Consider the following 20,429-nt stretch of genomic DNA (forward strand, 5'->3'; position numbering starts at 1 on the left):
TAGCTATCAAAAATGAATTCAGGGGGTGGCTTGCAGCCATTGCACCAGGGTTGCCGCGCCAATGCCGCCGGCGCCGGCAATGGCAGCCAGGCCGAGTGAGGTCTTGGGTGTCGATGACTGGGCCTGATACTCAAGCTGAGTCAGGCAGCGCACCAGCGCAATCGCGCCCGACGCGCCTATCGGGTGGCCGCGCGCCAGGCCGCCGCCCGCGCTGTTGATCTGCTCGGGCGCAAGGCCCATGGCGGCGCAGAAAGCCAGGCCTTGCACGGCAAAGGCGTCATGCAGTTCGATGGTCGAAAGATCCTGGGCCTGCAACGGCGACTTGTGCGACCCGGCCAGCGCATGGCTGCCTCGGGCCAGCGCCATCTGCGCTGCCGCAATGGCGGCAAGCAGTGGAGTCTCTGGCGCAGCGCCCACGCTGGCGCTGGCCAGCCATTGTGCGCGTGGCTGCAGATTCCAGCGGGCGCAGGCCTCGGGCGTGGCCAGCAACAGCAGGGCCGCACCATCGGCCTTGGCCGAGATGGTCAGCGTACTGAGCGCATGGGCGGTGATTTCGTCGGCACTCGAACCCTCATGGCTGCCCCGGGCCACCACCGGCATGCGCGCGGCACGCCCGGGCTGGAGGGCACGCGGATAGACGTCTGCCGCAAGCCCTGCCACAGGCACGATTTCGGGGGCGAGCTGCGCCTGGGCGGCCAGGGCCCGGCTGTGGCTCAGCAGCGCATACTGCTCCTGCTGGCTGCGGCTGAAGCCATGCGCGAGCGCATAGTCGGCTGCCGACTGCAGCATATCGGGGTCGCGCTCGGGGTCGGGGGCAAATGGCGGGCGCTCGTAGCACTGGGGTTGCTCGCCGGGGTGTAGCGGGCGGGTCTGGCGGATGGGGGCGCGGCTCCAGGCCTCGATGCCGCCGGCAATCACCACCTCGGCCTGACCCGATTGCAGCAGACCCACGGCCATGGCCACGGCATCCAGGCCCGAGCAGCACTGGGTATCGATGGTGTGTGCGGCGCAATTGTCGGGCAGGCCGGCGGCCAGTGCCAGCATGCGCGCCGGGTTGCCGCCGGCGCCCAGGGCGTTGCCGATGACGATCGCGTCCACGGCATGGGCCGGCAAGCCGCTTTGCTGCAGCAGTGACAGCAGCAGCGGCCGGCCCAGTTCATGGGGACTGAGCCGGGCCAGGGCCGAGCCTAGCGGAGCCACCGGGCTGCGGGCCCAGGCAATGATGGGGGTCTTGCTTGGCATGGGCCTCAACTCTGCCATGGCCGCAATGCGGGGAGCTGGGCAGGGGATATGCCAGCATCGGCCGGCGCTGTCATCCGGGCGCGCAGGGCCTGGGCCAGCTGGCCGTGATCGGTCTTGCCGCTGGCTGTCTGTGGCCAGTGCTCGCAGATCCACCACTGGCGCGGCACCTTGAAGGCTTCGGTGCGCTCGCGCAGCCACTGGTTCAGCTCCAGGGCCGAAGGCGCCTCGGTCTGCGGCCTCCATTGCAGCACCGCGTGTACCTGCAGGCCGCGCAGTGCATCGGCCTGGCCGTGCAGCGAGACCTGGGCAATGGCCGGGTGGCTGGCCAGCAGGTTCTCCACCTCCTCGGGAAACAGGTTCTTGCCCTGGGTGACGATCATGCGGCTCTGGCGGCCTGCCAGGCACAGCATGCCGCGTTCGTCGATATGGCCCATGTCGCGCACGGACAGCCAGTCGCCATCGCGCAGCACGGCCGTGGCGTCATGGGCATCGCCCACATAGTCCATGAACAGCATGGGGCTGCGGATATAGATCAGGCCGTCACTGACGTGGCGGGTGCCATGCTCGGCCAGCGCATTCTCGGCGGCATCGCTGCCGGTGGGGCGAATGGATAGCTCCACATTGCTGAATGGCCTGCCCACGGCCTGCGGGCCGCTGGCTTCGTCGGCATCCATCCAGGCCACAAAACTGGCCTCGGAGGCGCCGTAGAACTCGATGATGCGGGCCCGGGGGAACAGGGCACGCAGCGCCGGCGTGTGGGCGCGCATCCAGCGCGCGCCGCTGATGGTGATCAGTTCGACCTCGGGAATCGGTGCGAGTTGTCGATGCTCCGCCCATTGCAGCATCAGCAACAACTGGCTGGGCACGGCGATGAGGCAGGGGGTATCGCCACGCGCCAGGGTTGTGAGACAGCGCGAGGCCGAGAACTTCTCCTGCATGACGGCGCCGCAGCCATACCAGATGCCTTGCATGGCCCCGAACAGAAACAGCGAGTGCGAGATGCGCCCCGGCGCCAGCGTGCGCTGGGCGACGACAGGGCCGAAATCCTGCAGCCCGACGCGAAAGCTCTCCGTCCACGACAGATGGTGGCGCTTGAAGCCCTTGGGCAGGCCGGTGCTGCCCGAGGTAAAGCCTGTATAGAAGGCTGCCGTCGGTGCTGCCGATTCCAGTTCGCAGGGCTGCTTGGGCAGCCAGCTTTCAATGCGCTGGCGCACAGCCGGTTGCCAGTCGGGGTCGGCGACAGCTGCGCAGCGGCCGCTGTGGATCACGGCCAGAAAATCCACCAGTCGCTCCAGCGTGGAGCGGCTGGCATCCAGCAGCAGCATGTGCGGCGCGCGTTGCGCCACCAGGCGTGCCGAGCGCTGCTCGACCTCGGCATGCAGCCGGCCAAAGGTCCAGGAATCGGCCTCGCTTTGCAGGGCCACCACATCGGGCCGGTGCTGCGCCCAATGGGCCAGCGGGCCGTGAACCAGCTGCCAGAAGCCCTGCAGCGGCGCTGCAGCGGACAGCGCGTTCACCGGCGACCGCCAAAGCGCCAGTCAGGCATTCCGCGCGCCACGGTGTGGACGATGATGGCGCAGAGAATGCATTTGATGAAGTCGCCGGGCACAAAGGCCAGCGTCACGGCAAAGGCCTGACTCAGGCTCATCTTGGCGACCAGCATCAGGCCCAGCACGCCAAAGGCATGCAGGCACAGCAGGCCGCCGATCAAGGAGGCGATGAAGGCGCTGAGCGCTGTGCGACGTGGCGTGCTTTGCGGCAGGGCGGCCATGATGGCGCCGGTCACGGCGGCGGCCAGCATATAGCCGATCAGATAGCCGGCAGAAGGCGCCATGAAGACGCCGATGCCGCCGCGGCCGCCAGACAACAGGGGCAGGCCCACGGCCACGGCCGCGAGAAACAGCGCCATGGACTGCAGGCCGCGCCAGGGCCCGAGCATGACGCCTGCCAGCATCACGCCCAGCGACTGGATGGTGATGGGCACGCCGAACGGCAGGTCGATCTTGGGAATCAGGCCCATCACGGCCATCAGTGCGGCGAACAGAGACACCTGAGCCATGGAGCGTGCGCCGCCGCGCGATACGGTGTGAGAGGGAGTGGTAGTCATCAATGCTCTCCTAGAAACCCAGTCTTGCCCAGAGGGCGTCGGCTACACGGCGCGTGGCCTGCAGCATATGAATCATCAGCGGTGCAATCAGGCGCAGACCGCCGCTTTTGCCGGTGCGCAGGCGGTATGCCTCGTCCAGCTTTGTCCATTGCACAAAGAAATGTTCGGTAAAGCGCAGCATGAGTGCAAGCTGCATGGCCACGCGCTCGGTGGGGATGCCCAGGCGGGCCAGCGGGGCCAGCAGCCATTCCAGCACCTCAACCAGATCGCTGGGGCGCGTGGTGATGGTCAGCGCAATGCCCAGAGTCGAGGCACAGACCAGCCGCAGACTGCTGAGGGCTGCCAGCACAGGGTTGCCCATGAAAACATGAAAGCCCGCCACCAGCAGCGCCGCGACGATCACCGAGCGCATCAGCCGGCGCGCCACCTGCGTGGCCTGACCCAGCGATATCCAGAGAACCAGGCAAGCCACGCCGCAGCCCGCCAGCACCCAGGGGTCGGTCATCAAGAACAATAGCGTGCCGAAAACCGCCAGCAGCAAGAGCTTGAGGCCGGCCGACCAGCGATGCAGCCAGGTCGCAACTTCGCTGTAGAGACTACCCATGCAGGTCTCCGTGCGCGCTTTTCTTCAGCAACTGCTCCCGCACTGAGGCCTCGTAGGCGCTGCAGATGTCGCGGCCCGCTCCGTCGCCACGCAGCCGGCCTTGCTCCAGCCAGATCACACGTTCAAAGTCGCGTACATGGTCGAGCACATGGGTGGAGACCAGCACCTGTTGCGGCGCGGCAGCGATATCCTGGGCCAGGCGGGCCTGACCGGGCAGGTCCAGGCTGGCGAAGGGCTCGTCCAGCAGCAGCAATTGCGGCGCGGCAATCAGCAGCGAGAGCCAGCACACCTGCTGGCGCTGGCCCTGGCTAAGGCTGCCAACGGCCCGCTCGGCCCAGTGGGCCAGACCGCGCGCGGCCAGCAGCTCGCGTGCCCTGGCTCTGGCCTGCTGCTTGTTCAGGCCCTGGGGGCGCAGGCCCAGGGCCAGTTCTTCCTCCACAGTGGGGAAGATGATCTGGTCGTCCGGGTTCTGGAACATCAGGCCGATCAGGCCGGGCTTGTGCTGGCGCGCCTGCAGCAAGGGCATGCCATCCACCAGTACCTGTCCGGCCTGGGGCAGCTCAAGTCCGCAAAGCAGGCGGAACAGGCTCGATTTGCCCGCGCCGTTGTTGCCGATCACGCCGATGCGCTTTTGCGTCAGGGCCAGGTTCAGGCCGTCAAACACCTGGGTCTGGCCACGCTGCAGCCGTATGTCGACCAACTGCACGCCTTGCGGGGCCGGGATCTGCAAACCGCCGCTCATGCGCCAGCTCCTGCTGCGGCAAGGGCAGGGCTGCAAGGCGCCGGGCTGGAATGTGGATGGCAAGAAACGAAAAGGGCTGACATACGGGGGCGAATCTGAAACCGTGCCCCGGCTTCAAACATGCGAGGCAGCGTTGGTGGCGGATTCTAGCGCTGTGAATTTGCTTTCAAAAGACTGCCATCTGAGCTCTTTTTAGGTGAATTTTCTATAAGAAATGATTTCTTTACTTTGGGCTGGCGGTCGTTGTCGTTTGCCCCGCATTTCGTGTCTGTTGCACGCCTGATGGCAGCGTGTTGCAGAGTGAAGAATTTCTGTGTGCTGTTCTTGCCGGCTTCAGTGGCTAACTTCGTTCAATCTGCATGAGTGCTGGCGTGAAGATTCATGAGATTGGCCGTGGATAGCCATGTTTTGACGCGGCTTGCATGGCTGATGAGCGCAAGCCTGTTGCAGGCGTCTGCCTTTAGGCAGTCAAGCCGGCGCGAGATTGGCAGTTTTCGGGCTCAGACAGGCAGTTTGCAAGCACCAAAATTTTTCTGAAGAAATCTCTTTTGAGCCGTCCGGATATAAAAAAAGCGGGCTCAGGGCCCGCTTTTTGCTGTCCGGCAACGCGGATGACCTAGCTAGAACTGGTAGCTGAGGCTGGCACCCGTCATCCATTGACGTCCCGGGGCCGGCTCGTAATAACGTCCGTTGCCTTCGTTGACGATGACCGAGCCCACATAGTTCTTGTCGGTCAGATTGTCGACGCGGGCAAAAGCATTGAGTTTCCAGGCGCCCAGGCGCCGGGTGTAGCCCACGCTCAAGCTGGCCACGTTGTAGCTGGGGGCATAGACCTGGTTTTTGTCGTCGGCGGCAATACGGCCCACATGACGCCAGTCCAGACCCACACGCCAGTCGCTGGCGGGAAGCCATTCCAGCCCCAGGTAGCCCAGATGCCTGGCCGTGCCGGCAATACGGTTGCCGGCGGGAATGCAGTCCTGGCCCTTGCTGTCGCAATAGCCGCTGCGCAGGCTGGCGTCGAGCACGGTCAGCGCGCCGTTCAGGCGCAGCTGGGGCATCAGCCAGGTGCTGCCGCTCAGCTCCATGCCGCGGCGGCGGGTTTTGCCTGCGTTCTGATAAGAGGTGCGGCCGTTGTCGTTGCTGGCCACCACTATTTCATTGTCGGTGCTGGTCTGGAACAGCGCTGCAGACCAGTCGCCGCGCAGACCGGCCACATTGAAGCGTTGCTTGATGCCCAGCTCGGCGCTGGTCGATACCGCAGGTTTGAGGCCGAAGTTCAGGCCTCCCACCAGATCGGGACGGTAGGAGATCTCGTTGAAAGTCGGTGTTTCCATGCCGCGACCCAGCGAGGCATAGATATTGGTGTCTTGATTGAGCTCGTGCTGCAGCGAAACCACTGGCAGCAGCTTATGGAATCCGGCATTGCCGCTATCGTCCTTGTCGGCCAGGAAATGGTCGCGTGACTGGAACTGCACATTGCTCCAGCGCAGGCCGGCATCGAGCTTCCAGCGCGGCGCAAAGGCCCAGGAAGCCTGCAGATAGGGGTCAACGCTGGTGAGGGTGTTGCGCTCGTCGCGCACCAGCTCGCCTACTACGCCCAGCTGGTTGCCCACAAAGTTCTTGTAGCCCTGGCGGTCTTCCCTGACGGTATTGGCGGCCAGACCGGCAATTAGGCCCAGGCTGCCGCTGCCCAGCTCGTACTTGCCGCTCCAGCGCGCATCGATGCCGCCATAGTCGCGCTTGAGGCCTATCACCCCGCCTCTGTAGCCGGTTTGCGATGCCTTGGGTGTGGACTGAAACTGCATCATCTCGCGTTGACCGGCATAGGCCATGAGGCGCAGCGCCTGGCCGCCATCCAGCTGGCGCTCATAGGTCAGGCCGGCCTGTGTCTGCTTCACGCTTTTGCGCGAGTCGTAGAGCAAGGGGTTGGACGCCACAGCCTTCGGATCTGCCGCCCAGTCCTTGGGCGTGATGCCGCCGGGGTCCTTGGCATCGATGTCCACATGGTTGGCCACCAGGGTCAGCTGGCTGTATTCGTCGGGCTTGACGTCGATACGGGCGTTGAACAGGTTTTTGTCCGCTGCGCTCTGGACCCGGTAGCCGTCGGTGAGAAAACGGCTGGCGCTGAGCACATAGCCAATCCCATTGGCTTCGCCCTTGGCCTTGAGGCCCAGGCGCTTCTGCCCGTCGCTGCCCAGTGCAAAGCTGCTTTCCACCGAGGGCGCGCCCTCGCCTCGTTCGGTATAGGCATTGATCACGCCGCCAGAGGCGTTGCCATAAAGCGCGGAGTAGGGGCCGCGCAGCACTTCCACGCGCTCCAGCGAGGCGATATCGATATTGTTGGTCTGGCCCTGGCCATCGGGCATGGTGGAGGGGATGCCGTCCACATAGATCTGTATGCCTCGCACACCGAAGGTGGAGCGCGCGCCAAAGCCGCGAATCGACAGCTGCAGGTCTTGCGCGTAGTTCTGGCGGTTCTGCAGCTGCAGTCCCGGAGCGGCGCTCAGGGACTCCGAGAGATTGACCTGCAGATTGCGCTCGCGCATGCGCTCGCCGTCGAGCACGGTGACGGAGGCCGGGGTCTGCTCAAGCGCGGACTCCTGCAAGGTGCTGCGCACGGTGACTTCGGACAACTGGGGCAGCTCTGGCTGGGCGGCGGCTTGCTGGGCTGTTGCGGACTGTGCCGTCAGCAGCAGTCCGGCGGCGGCCACAGGCCAGCCTGCCAGATGACAAAGGCGCGAAAAATGCATGTGAATATCTCTGGGGCTTGGGGCGGGCATTCAGTGCCCTGGATCGCTTGCAAGCGTCTGCTGACGGAGTCCATCGCCGCGCCATGCCGCGCTTTCAGGCATGTCGTACCTGCGCCATTGTCGGCGCCGCGGCAGGTTAGGTCTAGGGCAGCTTGCGGTGCTGGGTCGATTGTATTTGGGCAGCAGTGTTTTGATGTTTTTGCCCTGGATGTCCTTCTTGCTCGTGCTGGAGCCTTACCCCAGGTTACAAGTGACGCGACTTTCATGCGCCAGCTCCGGCCCCTTGCAGCGATGCCGTTGGGGTAAGATGGCGCCGCGCTCCGGGGTGCACACCAGTGCTGAGATCTACACCCGCGAACTTGACCCGGTTCATACCGGCGGAAGAAGAGCTTGCAAGCTGACCTCAGGGCAGTGCGTTCTCGCATGGTCAGCAAGCCTTCGGAGCATGACGTCCCCGCTCTCGAAGGAATTTCATGGACAAGGCCGCTTCGCTGGTCGCCGATCTGCTTGCTTTCATCGCAATGGATGACTGCACCGACGACCAGTTCAATCAATTCGCCCTGCGCCTTTTCGCCTACCAGTACGAATGCAATGCGCCGTTTCGCAGCTTTTGCCAGCGACGCGGCGCCACGCTGCGCAATGTCAGGAGCTGGCGCGATGTCCCTGCTGTGCCCATCGATGCCTTCAAGGCCATGGAGCTGCGCAGCGAGCCGTCATCGCCCGCCGAGCGTGTATTCATGACCAGTGGCACCACGGGCCGCGTCGCACGTGGGCGTCATTTCCATCCGCAGCTCGATGTCTACGACCTGTCCATGAAGCGCTATTTCTCCAGGCGTTTCATGCAGGGTCTGGAGCGCATGCCCATGGGTATTCTGTTTCCCGATGAGCAGGCCATGCCCAATTCCTCGCTGGCCCACTATCTGGCACTTGCCCGCTCCGAATTCGGCTCGGCCGGCAGCCGCTACTACCTGAACTCGGAAGGGCTGGACATGCCGGCCCTGTGCGCCGCGCTGGAAGAGTCAGAGCGCAGCGGCCAGCCTTTTGCCCTGCTGGGCGCGAGCTTCAGCCTGGTCCATGTGATGGATGCCCTGCGTGAGCAGGGCCGCAGCTTCCGCCTGCCCGCAGGCAGCCGCGTACTGGATACGGGCGGCTACAAGGGGCAGTCGCGCGAGCTGCCGCTCGAGCAGTTCTATGCCGAGCTTTCCCAGTTGCTGGGCGTGCCGCGCAGTCTGTGCATCAATATGTATGGCATGACGGAGCTGAGCACCCAGTTCTATGACGATGGCAATGCGGTGCTGCCTTCGGTCAAGTCCGGCCCGCACTGGATTCGCTCGCGTCTGGTCGAGCCGATCACCGGCAGGGACGTGGCCGCTGGTGAGCGCGGCATTCTGGTGCATTGCGATCTGGCCAACTACAACGCGGTGACCACCATCCTGACCGAGGATGTGGGCCTGTGGGCCGGCCCGCAGGAAAAAGACGGCTTTTTGCTGCTTGGACGGGCCGAAGGGGCCGCAGCCAAGGGCTGCTCGCTGGCGGTTGAAGAGTTTGTGAAAGCTGCCGGCGCATGAACGAGCAGCGCAAGCTACAGCGCATCAGGGCTGGCTATCTGCCGGGCCTGAACGACGATGAAGTGCAGTGGCAGACGCTGGACTTCAAGTCTCGGAACGGCCAGGTGCTGGAAGTCTGCGTTCCCGTGCTGACGGCGCCGCAGATGCAGGCACTGGCCTGTCGTGTGCGTACAGCTGCGGCCATCCATATGCGTCCCATGCCGGTGGCCGAGATCATCGATGCCGTCGATCGTGCGATGGCTCGCCTGCTGGACCGTAACGACATCTACCGCCAGCAGGCCGAAGCCTGGCTGCCCGTGGTCAGCGGCTATGACGCCGATATGGTGCGGCTGGGGCTGACAGGATTTTTCAAGACCTTTCGTGCAGCGCAGCTCAAGCGCTTTGTGGCCGAGGATTTTGCCAACCCGGCGGTGCTCGATGGCTTTCAACCAGCAGCCAAGGGCGGCGCCGTACGTGCTTTCGGCCCGGATCTGCTGGTGCATAGCTGGGCGGGCAACGTGCCTGCGCTGTCGCTGTGGAGTCTGGTCTGTGGCTTGCTGGTCAAGGCCCCTGCGATTGGCAAGCTGGCCAGTGCCGAGCCTTTGTTTGCGGGATGGTTTGCGCGCCTGCTGGCCGAGGTTCACCCGCCGCTGGCCGATTGCCTGGCCGTGGTGTGGTGGCGCGGTGCAGGTGGCGAGGAGGCCGACGCGCTCTATGCCCAGGCCGATACGGTGCTGGCCTATGGCGGCAATCAGACGCTGGATGCACTGCGCCGTCGTCTGCCCGTGACGACGCGCTTTTTGCCCCATGGCCACAAGCTGGGCTTTGGCCTGATCGGTGCCCAGGCGCTGGATACGCTCAAGGCTCCGGCCATGGCAAGGCAGGCAGCCTGGGATGTGATGCGCTACGACCAGCAGGGCTGCTATTCGCCCCATGTGTTCTATGTGCAGCGTGGGGCGCCGGTCTCGCCGCGTGCTTTTGCCGACTATCTGGCGGCCGAGCTTGCCAATCTGCAGCGACGTTTTGCACGCCGCGAGCTGGATCTTGAAGAAGGGGCGGCGCTGGCCCGCTGGCAGCAGAACATGGAGTGGGGCGGCGAAGCTCATCAGCTGCTGGGGCCTGTGGATGCCCCCTGGAGCGTTGCCTACAGTGAGAGTCTTCAGCCTCTGGCACCGACCGCGCTGTACCGCACGATTGCCGTGGTGGCCGTGGACCGGCTCGATGCCGTGCTGCCCGTGGTGGCCACTCAGCGCGACTATCTGCAGACCGCCGGCATTGCGGCCGGCCCCGAAGAGCTGTACCGCCTGGCCGGGCTGCTGGGTGCGGCTGGCGTCACGCGTATCAGCGCCATCGGCTCCATGAGCATGCCCGAGGCGGGTTGGCACCATGACGGGCGCTTCAACCTGCTGGATCTGGTGCGCATGACGGAGATCGAGCAGTCGGCAGAACTGGCGGCCCAGCCGCTGGCCTCTTATGCGGACTGAGGGAGTGGATACAGCCGTGGCATTCATGGAGTTCAAGCAGGCCCGATTCAGCTACCCGGGACGAGCGCCCGTGGTGGATGGCGTGGACTGGCAGGTCGGGGCCGGAGAGTTTCACTGCCTGCTGGGGCGCAGCGGCTGCGGCAAGACCACGCTGCTCAAGCTGGCGGCTGGCCTGCTCAGGCCTCAGTCGGGCCATATCTTGCTGCGCTGCAGCGAACTGGCAGCGCCGGGGCCGCAGCTGGGCTTCATGTTCCAGGCACCGACACTGCTGGACTGGCATACGGTGATCGATAACGTGCTGCTGCCCGTGTCGCTGCAGCGCAGACCCACGCAGCAGGATCAACAGGCGGCCATGCAGTTGCTGGAGCAACTGGGTCTTGCCGCCCATTCACGGCTTTACCCAGGCCAGCTCTCGGGCGGACAACAAAGTCGCGTGGCTCTGGCGCGAGCCCTGATCCTGGAGCCGCCGCTGCTGCTGCTCGACGAGCCTTTTGCGGCGCTGGATGCCATCACACGCTCCGAGCTGCAGGACGACTTGCTGCGCACCTGCCATAGGCATGGAACGACGGTGCTGTTTGTTACCCACGACATCAACGAGGCCGTCTATCTGGGCGACCGCATTGCACTCATGCATGGGGGCCGCATCGTGGACGACTGGTCGATAGAGCTGCCGCAGCCGCGTCAGCAAAGCATGCGCCATGGTGCGGCGTTCAACGACTACTGCGCCCGGGTGCGCACCTCGATGGACCGGGGGGGCGCATGAGCAGCTTGCTGAGCAAGACACATTGGCTGTCTGCCTTGCTTTTGATAGCCGTTCTTTCAATATGGGAGCTGGCTGCGAGGCAATTTGGCTTGTCGGCGCTGGTGTTGCCTGCGCCCTCGGCAGTGGCGCTGTCGCTGTGCTCGGGTCTGGCATCCGGCTATTTCTGGCCGCATCTCTGGGCGACCTTGCAGGCCTTGCTGCTGGGCCTACTCATAGGCAGCGCCGTAGGCCTGCTGGCCGGCATGGCACTGGCCGAGTCTGAACTGCTGGAGCGCGTGCTCAAGCCCTATGTGGTGGTCAGCCAGGTCGTGCCCAAGCTGGCCCTGGCGCCATTGTTTGTGCTGTGGTTCGGCTTCGGCATGTTGCCAACGGTGCTGATCACGGCGCTGATCTGCTTTTTTCCGTTGATGGAAAACACATTGACGGGCCTGCGGCAGGTGGATGCTCAGCGCCTGCAGCTGTTTCGCATGCTGGGCGCTACACGTCTGCAGACCTTGCTGCGCCTGAAACTGCCGACGGGGCTGCCCGCGATTCTGGCCGGGCTGCGCGTGGCCGTGGTGCTGGCGCTGGTCGGCGCCGTGGTGGCCGAGTTCATGGGCGCCAGCCAGGGCCTGGGGGCAGTGGTCATTGCAGCCCAGGGAATGATGGACACCACGCTGATGTTTGCGGCGCTGGTGCTGATTGCCGCCATGGGGCTGCTGCTGTATCAGGCCTGTCTTGTTCTGGAGCGCTATTTGCTGCGCTCCCATCACTTTTCAACCTCGCAGTCGGGCAACCGGGCCTGACTGCATCTTCAAACCATTTGTCATGCACAACAGCAACCAGACTTCGTTCATCTCTCGCCGCAGCCTGCTCGGCGCCTGTGCAGGCCTGAGCGGCCTTGCCATGACCGGCACCAGCATGGCGGTTCCCCTGCAGGGCAAGATTCGCCTGGCGGGCTGGAGCAAGCCCATCAGCGAGATCACCAATATTCTGGTCGAGCCCGAAAAAGGCTTCTTCAAGGCGAATGGCGTGGAACTGGCCTATCTGCCCGGCGCGGGCGGCGGCGATGCGATCCGCAATATCCTCAGCGGCCAGGCCGACGTGGCGTTTACCGACCCCGGCTCCTTCTTCATGGCTCTGGACAAGGGCGAGAAGCTGGTGGCGATCTACGACATCTATCCGCAGAACGTGTTCAATGTGGTCTCGCTCAAGTCCTCGGGCATTCGCAAGCCGGCAGACCTCAAGGGCAAGAAGATCGGTGTCTACAGCCTTGCCAGCGGAACGCGCCAGAACCTGCTGGTGATGCTGCATCAGGCCGGCCTCAAGGAGTCGGATGTCAGCATTGTCGTGACCGGCCTGCTGAACTTTGCGCCCCTGATGCAAGGGCAGGTTGATGCGACTGCCGCCACGGATACAGGCCTGGCGGTGGGGCTGCGCAAGGGCATAGGCGAGGTCAATGTGATGCAGGTCAGCGACCACCTCAATATGTCCAGCGACATGTTTGTGGTGCGCGAGGAAGTGTTCCAGCAGAAGAAGGACTTGCTCAAGGCATTCGTCAAGGGCTACCGCGAAAGCGCTGCTTGGATGATGGCGAATCCCGAGGAAGCCTCGGTGCTGGCCAGCAAATATGCCATCGATGGCACGCGTCGCGATATCAATCTGGATGTGATCCGCCTGCGTAACGCCTCTTCCATGCCGGCAGTCCAGGGGCAGCCGCTGGGCAGCTTCGATATGACCGCGCTGCAAAAAGGCGCCGATGCCTATCGTGCGCTGGGCATGGTGCAGCGACAGATCAAGGTGGCGGATGTGGTTGTGCCGCTGTAAATCTCCCCCTGAGGCGTGTTACCTGGGCGGCCCGCGCCTTCCTCTTCTCTCTGGGGGCGGGGGGCGACAGCATCGTTGGGCAGGACCTTGCTTGCTGTCTCTTGCTTGGGGCCTGCTAGTGTTTGAGCGGAAATCGTGAATATGAGTCAGTCTTCTTCTATGGGCTTGCGCGGCAAGGTGGTGCTGGTGACGGGGGGCAGCCGCGGCATTGGCGCGGCGATTGCCCTGGCGTTTGCACGCGAGGGCGCGACGGTGGCCATCAACTACCTGTCCAACGACGAGGCTGCAGCCAGCACTGTGGATGCCTGCCTGGCCGCGGGCAAGGACTCGGGGGGGGATGCCTGGGCGGTCAAGGCCGATGTGGGTTCGCCCGATGCGGTGCAGAGCATGGTGGACGGCATCGTGCGCGAAGCGGGGGGCATCGATATCGTGGTCAACAACGCTTTCAGGCCCTATGCATTTGACCCCGAACGACGCAGCCGGTTTGACGATCTGCAATGGGCAGACTATCAGGCCCAGTTCGACGGGGCCGTAGGTGCAAGCTTCAATGTCTGCCGTGCGGTGCTGCCGTTGATGCGCCAGCGCGCGCGCGGCAGCATTGTCAACATCGTCAGCAATCTGGTGGAGCAGCCTGTCGTCGCCTACCACGACTACACGACATCCAAGGGCGCCTTGCTGGCTTTCAGCCGCAATCTGGCCAGCGAGCTGGGGCCAGTGGGCATCCGCGTCAACTGCGTGGCGCCCGGTCTGGTCTATCCCACGCAGGGCACACAGGGCAGCAAGGAGTCTTTTCGTGAATCGCTGATGGCGGCCACGCCGCTGCGTCGGCTGGCGCGGCCCGAAGATGTGGCGGGGCCGGTGCTGTTCCTGGCGTCGGAACTCAGCGGTTTCATGACCGGGCAGCTGCTGCTTGTCGACGGCGGCCTGGTGATGCGCTGAACTGCCAGGCAGCAAGGCAAAGCCTGTCTGCCTTCTTGACCTTACTGCTTGGCAGATGCCTGGGCGTGATCCATCGCATCGATGATGGCCACGCCGGTCTGCTGTACGCCGGGGGCGTTGAAGCCCGGGCCAGGCGTGACGGCCGGGTGGCTGAGCAGCTTCTCGGCCATGCTGGGCGCTGCGGCAGGTGCGCTGACCTGAGCGGGGGCCGACGGCCTGGTGGCAGGCTTGGGAGCGGCTTGCTCGGTGGAGTTCAGATAGTCGTTGTAGCGCTTGTAGGCCTGACGGTCGGTACGGGTCTGCTCCTGCTGCTGCGAATGCTTGAGATATTGATAGGCGACCGTACCCAGAATCAGTGCTGCCACCAGAAACGCGGCAATAGCGGTAACGACGAGGTTCTCGTCGGAGCGCTGAGGTGCTTGATGGATGGCGGTGGACATGGGGCGGGAAGCTGGCATCTGGGAAAGCGTGACCGGGTCAAGCGGGACTCGGTCCTGATAAGTATCTAACTGTTTTCAGCGTATCAAAAACAGCGGGCTCAGGCCTTCAGATCGGCATTTTTTTCGAGAACTTCAGTCGGAAATGTCGAAACCCCGGTAGGGACCAGTTTTGTCGTGCAAAAAAAGCCGGCACGCCTTACGCGATGCCGGCTTTTTCACCTCAGTCAGCTATCAGGCAGCGACGGCTTGTGCTTGCTCGATCTGAGCCTTGGCAGCTTCCATGGCCGCAGCCTTGGCGTCGGGACCCATGGCCACGCCTTCAGCACGAACAATGGTCACGTCGGTCACGCCCATGAAGCCGAAGATCACCTTCAGATAGCTTTCCTGGTGTTCCATGGCCTGGCCCGCTTCGCTGGTGGAGTAAGCGCCGCCGCGAGCGGAAGCGATGATGACCTTCTTGTCGCCGGCCAGACCCACGGGGCCGGTAGCGGTGTACTTGAAGGTACGGCCAGCCTGGGCGATGCGGTCCAGCCAGGCCTTCAGCTGCGAGGGAATGGTGAAGTTGTAGAAGGGAGCGCCCACGACGATCACATCAGCTGCGAGGAACTGGCTGACCAGCGCTTCGGAGACAGCGTTTTCCTGACGTTCGACTTCGGTGGCAGCGGCCTGGCCGGTGCGAAAGCCCAGAGACTGCGCGCTCAGGTGGCTGGGGGCGCTCACGGCCAGATCCAGGTAGTCCACCTTGGCTTCGGGGTTGGCCTGCTTGAGGCTGGCAACGATATCGGCTGTCAGTGCGCGGGTAACGGAATTGGAGCCAGTGATGGAAGAGTCGATGTGCAGGATTTGCATATTGGTACCTATACCTCTAAAAATGAGTAAGAGAGCACTTCTTGCCCAGCCCGGATGCTGCGTTGCGGCAAAACAGTGATTCGTTTTGAATTGCAATGGGATAGATTGTAGATTTGTTTAGATTCGGCAATAAGTCTGCAAAAATGCGATAGATCGTTCCAAATATCAATTCAATCGAGTCCAAGGATTTATGCATGGTGGATCTCAACGACATGCTGTACTTCGTCGAAGTGGTCGAGCGCGGCGGCTTTGCCGCTGCGGGGCGAGCACTGGGTATTCCCAAGTCGCGCCTCTCGCGTCGTGTTGCCGAGCTGGAGGCCCATCTTGGAGTGCGCTTGCTGCAACGCACCACCCGAAAGCTGTCTCTGACGCAAGTGGGGGAGACCTTTCTTCGCCATGGCCAGGCCATGCGCGATGCCGCCCTGGCCGCGTCGGATGCCGTGGCCGAAGTCCAGACCGAGCCGCGCGGCACCATTCGTGTGACCTGTCCGGTGACACTCGCGCAGACGGTGCTGGGTGAGCTGATGCCCGAATTCCTCAAGCGCTGCCCGCTGGTGCAGGTGGAGATGCAGGTCACCAACCGCCCTGTCAATCTGGTCGAGGAGGGGGTGGATGTCGCATTGCGCGTGCGTGCCACTTTAGAGGACAGCGGCTCCATGGTCGTCAAGCGACTCGACAGCTCACGCCAGATCCTGGTGGCCAGCCCCGACCTGCTGCAGCGCCAGGGCACTCCCAGGTCGCTGGAGGACTTGCAGTTGCTCGACAGCATGGCGATGGCGGCAGTTGACGGCCATTCCAGCTTGTTGCTTGTCGGGCCCGAAGGCAAGGAGCACCGGCTGCAGTTGCAGCCGCGCTATGTGGTCGACGATTTGCTGACGCTGAAGTTTGCAGCCCTGGCCGGCAGCGGCATGTGCTGGCTGCCTGACTATATGTGTCAGGACGAATTGACCCGAGGCACTCTGGTGCAGTTGCTGCCGCAATGGGCGCCTCCGCGCGGCATTGTGCATGCGGTGTTTCCTTCGCGGCGCGGGCTGGCGCCGGCAGTCCGGCATTTTCTGGACTTTCTCGGTGAGCGCATGCCGGGCAGCAGCATCTCTGCCGCGCAGAAGGCTGCATCTGCCTCGGCGCTGCATTAGCTTCTGCCCATAAGGTAACAACAAAACATTCGTTGGGATTTGTGCAGGCCCTGCCCACAATGACTGCCTTGTTATCAGATCAGGAGCGCGCCGGGCTTTTTCCCCTGGCTTGGCTGTCGCTCCGAGATTACAGGAGGCAGCATGACATCCCCATTTCGCATCGTGATCGTGCCGGGCTGGCGCAACTCCGGCCCCGGTCATTGGCAAAGCCTGTGGGCCGAGCAGCTGGAGGGAGCAGTGCGTGTACAGCAGCAGGACTGGCTGGTGCCGCACCGCGATGCCTGGGTTGGGGAGCTGGAAAAAGTCTTGCTCGCCGATGAGCGTCCTGCCGTCATCGTGGCTCACAGCCTGGGTTGCATCACGACCGCACATCTGGGCGATGCTGCTGCAGCGCGCGTTCATGGAGCCTTGCTGGTGGCTCCTGCCGATCCAGAGCGCCGCGCCCAACTGGCCGACTTCGCTCCCGTGCCCTATGCGCCGCTGCCTTATCGCAGCGTGCTGGTGGCCAGCAGCAATGATCCGTTCTGCCCCATTCGCCGTGCGGGCGCTTATGCCAGGGCCTGGGGCAGCGAGCTGGTGCGCTTGCAGAACGCCGGACATATCAATATCGAATCGGGCTTCGGCGCCTGGCCGCTGGGGCTGGCACTGCTGCAGTCGCTGACCGAGCAGGGCGGCTGGACTACCCAGACCTCAGGCCGGCCCTTGCAGTCAGCTGCACTTGCGGCTTGAAATTCTTGGTCAGGCTCCCGGTAATGCTTTACTTTTGATAGCTTAAAGCGCTTGCTGATAAAGCGTTCTTAGCTACTTTTGCGTTTGCTTTGCGTGCTGTTTTATTCTTTATATTGAATTTCAGAAAAACAAAGAAAAATATATTCTTTTGAGTTTTAAGGACTCGTTCGCACAATGTCTACATCTATACACATTGCTCAAGAAAAGGCAGCGAACCATGCATTCCGTGAAGCTCAAGACGTTGTTGGCATCCATCGCACTGGCAGCAGCAGGCGCTGCCTCGGCTCAGACTCAGCTGCTCAATGTCTCCTACGATGTGGCGCGCGAGTTCTACAAGGATTACAACGCTGCCTTTATCGCCCACTACAAGAAGACCAAGGGCGTGGATATCAAGGTGGACCAGTCCCATGGCGGCTCCAGTGCTCAGGCCCGCGCTGTCAATGACGGTCTGGCTGCGGATGTGGTGACCTTCAACACGACCACCGATGTGGATTTTCTGGCCCAGAACGGCGTGGTCGCCAAGGACTGGAACAAGAAGTTCCCGCATGATGCATCGCCCACCACATCGACCATGCTGTTCCTGGTGCGCAACGGCAATCCCAAGAACATCAAGGACTGGTCCGATCTGGTGCGTCCCGATGTGAAGGTCGTGGTGGTCAACCCCAAGACCGGCGGCAATGGTCGCTACGCCTATTTGGCCGCCTGGGGCTCGGTGCGTGAAAAGGGCGGCACCGATGCGCAAGCCGCCGAATTCGTGCAAAAGCTCTACAAGAACGTGCCCGTGCTGGGCAAGGGCGGCCGCGATGCGACCAGCATCTTCTTGCAGCGCAATATCGGCGATGTGCTGATCACCTTCGAATCCGAAGTCGTGTCCGTGGACCGTGAATTCGGCCAGGGCAAGGTCGACGCCGTCTACCCTTCGGTGAGCATCGTGGCCGAGAACCCCGTGGCCGTGGTTGAGCGCACCGTGGCCAAGAAGGGCACGACACAGCTGGCCACCGACTATCTGCAGTGGCTGTACTCTGACGAAGCCCAGGAAATCGCTGCCAAGCATGCGATCCGTCCGCGCTCCGAAGCGGTGCTGAAGAAGCACGCCGACCAGTTCAAGCCCATCAAGCAGTTCACCGTGGCCAAGTACTTCGGCTCTCTGACCGAAGCGCAGAAGGTGCATTTCAACGATGGCGGTCAGTTCGACAAGCTGTATACCCCCGGTAAGTAACCTTCTTCCCCTTGGCCGCTTTGCGGCTTCCTCCTCTCTCGCTGCGCGGGAGGGGGCAACATCCTCGCTGCGGGACGGCCCTTGCTCGATGTTTTTGAGCTGGGCCGTGCTTGATTGACCTTCAGTGAAATCCACCCCCCGTTTCGTCCTTGAATATGTCCTCTGCTGCTCTAGCCCCCCGCAAGGCGCGTAGTGCCAAGCGAGTGTTGCCCGGTTTCGGGTTGACGCTGGGCTACACCATTTTTTATCTGAGCATCATCGTGCTCATCCCGCTGGTGGCCCTGCTGTCCGCCAGTTTTACCCTGACCTGGGATCAGTTCTGGGCGGCAGTCTCGGCACCGGCCGTGGTGGCGTCTTACGAGCTGTCCTTCACCATGTCCTTTATCGCGGCCTGCGTGAATGTGGTGTTCGGCATGCTGATTGCCTGGGTGCTGGTGCGCTACCAGTTCCCCGGCAAGAAGGTGGTGGATGCGCTGGTCGATCTGCCGTTTGCGCTGCCCACGGCCGTGGCCGGCATCTCGCTGTCGGCGCTGTATGCGGGTAATGGCTGGATTGGGCAGTACTTCGAGTCACTGGGCATCCAGATGGCCTACAACCCCAAGGGCATCGCGATTGCACTGATTTTCATCGGCCTGCCGTTTGTGGTGCGTACCGTGCAACCGGTGCTCGAAGACTTCGAGAAGGAGCTGGAAGAGGCCGCGACCAGCCTGGGGGCATCGCGTTGGCAGATTTTCTACAAGGTCATCCTGCCGCATATCGGCCCGGCGCTGCTGACGGGCTTTGCCATGGCTTTTGCGCGCGCCGTGGGTGAATATGGCTCGGTGATCTTCATTGCCGGCAACATTCCCATGGTCTCGGAAATCACTCCGCTGATCATCATGGCCAAGCTGGACCAACATGATGTGGCCGGTGCCACGGCCGTGGCCGTGGTCATGCTGCTGATCTCTTTTGTATTGCTGCTGCTGATCAACGCACTGCAGGCATGGCAGCGCAAGGCGCAGGGAGGCCGCTGAGATGTCTTCGATTCACGCAGCCATTCAAGCGCTGTTCCCCAATCTGCTGCCCATCTGGGCACACCTCATCACCATCGTCGCGATTGCCCTGGTGGTGCTGGTCGCGCTGTACAAGATCACGGCCCCGCCCAAGAGTGCCAAGCTGGAGAAGATGACCACGACCGAGCCGCGCTGGGTGCGCTGGGTTCTGACCACGGTGGCTCTGCTTTTCATGCTGGTGTTCCTGATCCTGCCGCTGCTGTCCGTTTTTGGCGAGGCGCTGCGCAAGGGCTGGGATGTCTATGTCACGTCGCTGGGCGAGCCCGATGCGATTTCGTCCATCAAGCTCACGCTGATCACGGCGCTGATTGCCGTGCCCCTGAATCTGGTCTTCGGTGTGGCTGCCGCATGGTGCATTGCCAAGTACGAGTTCAAGGGCAAGGCATTTTTGACCACCTTGATCGATCTGCCGTTCTCCATCTCGCCCGTGGTCGCGGGTCTGATGTATGTGCTGGTGTTTGGTGCCAACGGCTGGCTGGGCCCCTGGCTGGCCAAGCATGAGATCCAGATCATCTTTGCCGTGCCAGGCATTGTGCTGGCCACCGTGTTCGTGACCTTTCCCTTCATCGCCCGCGAACTGATCCCGCTGATGCAGGCTCAGGGCAGCGATGAGGAGCAGGCCGCCATCGTGCTTGGTGCTTCGGGCTGGCAGACCTTCTGGAATGTCACCCTGCCCAATATCAAATGGGGGCTGGTCTATGGCGTGATTCTGTGCAACGCCCGTGCCATGGGCGAGTTCGGCGCTGTGTCCGTGGTCTCCGGCCATATCCGGGGCCAGACCAACACCATGCCTTTGCATGTGGAAGTGCTGTATGCCGACTATCAGGCGGCTGCCGCCTTTGCCGTGGCATCGCTGCTGGCGCTGCTGGCGCTGGTGACGTTGGTCATCAAGTCCCTCGCCGAGTGGCGTGCCGAGCAGCAGGCCAAGGCCGCAGCCGAAGCACCACCCGAGCGCCCAGGCCAGATCAGCCTCACAACGAACAAAACCGCCAAGGCAGCCTGAGCTGCCCGGATCAGAAC

19 protein-coding genes and 1 riboswitch are annotated in these 20,429 nt (G+C 63.1%); of the genes, 11 read left to right on the forward strand and 8 right to left on the reverse strand.

Annotation, left to right across the window (positions count from 1 at the left end):
- Positions 1–18: 18 nt before the first annotated feature.
- The 6 genes from DFO48_RS02080 to DFO48_RS02105 form a co-directional block, all read right to left on the reverse strand.
- Positions 19–1,242: an acetyl-CoA C-acyltransferase gene (locus DFO48_RS02080; RefSeq protein WP_114862378.1), complete on the reverse strand. Its 1,224-nt coding sequence runs from the start codon at positions 1,240–1,242 to the stop codon at positions 19–21.
- Between the two features lie 5 nt (positions 1,243–1,247).
- Positions 1,248–2,759 (reverse strand): AMP-binding protein, encoded by a 1,512-nt coding sequence (locus tag DFO48_RS02085; RefSeq protein WP_114862379.1) that lies wholly within the window; start codon positions 2,757–2,759, stop codon positions 1,248–1,250.
- On the reverse strand, positions 2,756–3,349 hold the full coding sequence (locus tag DFO48_RS02090) for a biotin transporter BioY (RefSeq protein ID WP_003079721.1): 594 nt from the start codon (positions 3,347–3,349) through the stop codon (positions 2,756–2,758). Before DFO48_RS02090 ends, DFO48_RS02085 begins: the two co-directional genes overlap by 4 nt.
- A 10-nt stretch (positions 3,350–3,359) precedes the next feature.
- Positions 3,360–3,953 (reverse strand): energy-coupling factor transporter transmembrane protein EcfT, encoded by a 594-nt coding sequence (locus DFO48_RS02095; RefSeq protein WP_114862380.1) that lies wholly within the window; start codon positions 3,951–3,953, stop codon positions 3,360–3,362.
- Positions 3,946–4,695 (reverse strand): energy-coupling factor ABC transporter ATP-binding protein, encoded by a 750-nt coding sequence (locus tag DFO48_RS02100; protein WP_114862381.1) that lies wholly within the window; start codon positions 4,693–4,695, stop codon positions 3,946–3,948. Before DFO48_RS02100 ends, DFO48_RS02095 begins: the two co-directional genes overlap by 8 nt.
- 620 nt (positions 4,696–5,315) lie before the next feature.
- Positions 5,316–7,445 (reverse strand): TonB-dependent receptor, encoded by a 2,130-nt coding sequence (locus DFO48_RS02105; RefSeq protein WP_114862382.1) that lies wholly within the window; start codon positions 7,443–7,445, stop codon positions 5,316–5,318.
- Positions 7,446–7,756: 311 nt separating this feature from the next.
- Positions 7,757–7,848, forward strand: a riboswitch (TPP riboswitch).
- A 70-nt stretch (positions 7,849–7,918) separates the two neighbouring features.
- On the opposite strand from DFO48_RS02105, the gene DFO48_RS02110 reads away from it, so the two are divergent.
- From DFO48_RS02110 to DFO48_RS02135, 6 genes are all read left to right on the forward strand, one after another.
- Positions 7,919–9,013, forward strand: a complete 1,095-nt coding sequence (locus DFO48_RS02110; RefSeq protein WP_114862383.1) for a long-chain fatty acid--CoA ligase — start codon at positions 7,919–7,921, stop codon at positions 9,011–9,013.
- The gene (locus DFO48_RS02115; RefSeq protein WP_114862384.1) at positions 9,010–10,476 is read left to right on the forward strand and encodes an acyl-CoA reductase; all 1,467 of its coding nucleotides are present in this window, start codon (positions 9,010–9,012) and stop codon (positions 10,474–10,476) included. Before DFO48_RS02110 ends, DFO48_RS02115 begins: the two co-directional genes overlap by 4 nt.
- Complete coding sequence (locus DFO48_RS02120; RefSeq protein ID WP_114862385.1) at positions 10,466–11,239, forward strand: ABC transporter ATP-binding protein; 774 nt, start codon at positions 10,466–10,468, stop codon at positions 11,237–11,239. The genes DFO48_RS02115 and DFO48_RS02120 overlap by 11 nt, the downstream gene beginning before the upstream one ends.
- A complete protein-coding gene (locus DFO48_RS02125; protein WP_003079704.1) occupies positions 11,236–12,024 on the forward strand; it encodes an ABC transporter permease in 789 nt (262 codons plus the stop codon). Before DFO48_RS02120 ends, DFO48_RS02125 begins: the two co-directional genes overlap by 4 nt.
- A 22-nt stretch (positions 12,025–12,046) precedes the next feature.
- Positions 12,047–13,045: an ABC transporter substrate-binding protein gene (locus DFO48_RS02130; RefSeq protein WP_114862386.1), complete on the forward strand. Its 999-nt coding sequence runs from the start codon at positions 12,047–12,049 to the stop codon at positions 13,043–13,045.
- 141 nt (positions 13,046–13,186) lie between these two features.
- Positions 13,187–13,984, forward strand: coding sequence for an SDR family oxidoreductase (locus DFO48_RS02135; protein WP_034349715.1), 798 nt, complete (start codon positions 13,187–13,189; stop codon positions 13,982–13,984).
- Positions 13,985–14,025: 41 nt separating this feature from the next.
- On the opposite strand, the gene DFO48_RS02140 is transcribed toward DFO48_RS02135, so the two are convergent.
- Positions 14,026–14,424, reverse strand: coding sequence for a hypothetical protein (locus DFO48_RS02140; protein ID WP_003079698.1), 399 nt, complete (start codon positions 14,422–14,424; stop codon positions 14,026–14,028).
- Positions 14,425–14,655: 231 nt separating this feature from the next.
- A complete protein-coding gene (locus DFO48_RS02145) occupies positions 14,656–15,273 on the reverse strand; it encodes an FMN-dependent NADH-azoreductase (RefSeq protein WP_114862387.1) in 618 nt (205 codons plus the stop codon).
- Between the two features lie 194 nt (positions 15,274–15,467).
- On the opposite strand from DFO48_RS02145, the gene DFO48_RS02150 reads away from it, so the two are divergent.
- From DFO48_RS02150 to cysW, 5 genes are all read left to right on the forward strand, one after another.
- Positions 15,468–16,409, forward strand: a complete 942-nt coding sequence (locus tag DFO48_RS02150) for a LysR family transcriptional regulator (protein ID WP_003079693.1) — start codon at positions 15,468–15,470, stop codon at positions 16,407–16,409.
- A 141-nt stretch (positions 16,410–16,550) separates the two neighbouring features.
- Positions 16,551–17,138 (forward strand): alpha/beta hydrolase, encoded by a 588-nt coding sequence (locus DFO48_RS02155; protein ID WP_114862388.1) that lies wholly within the window; start codon positions 16,551–16,553, stop codon positions 17,136–17,138.
- A 217-nt stretch (positions 17,139–17,355) separates the two neighbouring features.
- The gene (locus DFO48_RS02160; protein WP_003079689.1) at positions 17,356–18,357 is read left to right on the forward strand and encodes a sulfate ABC transporter substrate-binding protein; all 1,002 of its coding nucleotides are present in this window, start codon (positions 17,356–17,358) and stop codon (positions 18,355–18,357) included.
- Positions 18,358–18,512: 155 nt separating this feature from the next.
- Positions 18,513–19,370: a sulfate ABC transporter permease subunit CysT gene (gene cysT / locus DFO48_RS02165; RefSeq protein ID WP_034349710.1), complete on the forward strand. Its 858-nt coding sequence runs from the start codon at positions 18,513–18,515 to the stop codon at positions 19,368–19,370.
- Between the two features lies 1 nt (position 19,371).
- The gene (gene cysW / locus DFO48_RS02170; RefSeq protein ID WP_003079686.1) at positions 19,372–20,412 is read left to right on the forward strand and encodes a sulfate ABC transporter permease subunit CysW; all 1,041 of its coding nucleotides are present in this window, start codon (positions 19,372–19,374) and stop codon (positions 20,410–20,412) included.
- The last annotated feature ends 17 nt before the right edge of the window (positions 20,413–20,429 follow it).

The organism is Comamonas sp. AG1104 (assembly GCF_003350425.1).
GTDB classification, from domain to species: Bacteria; Pseudomonadota; Gammaproteobacteria; order Burkholderiales; family Burkholderiaceae_C; genus Comamonas; species Comamonas testosteroni.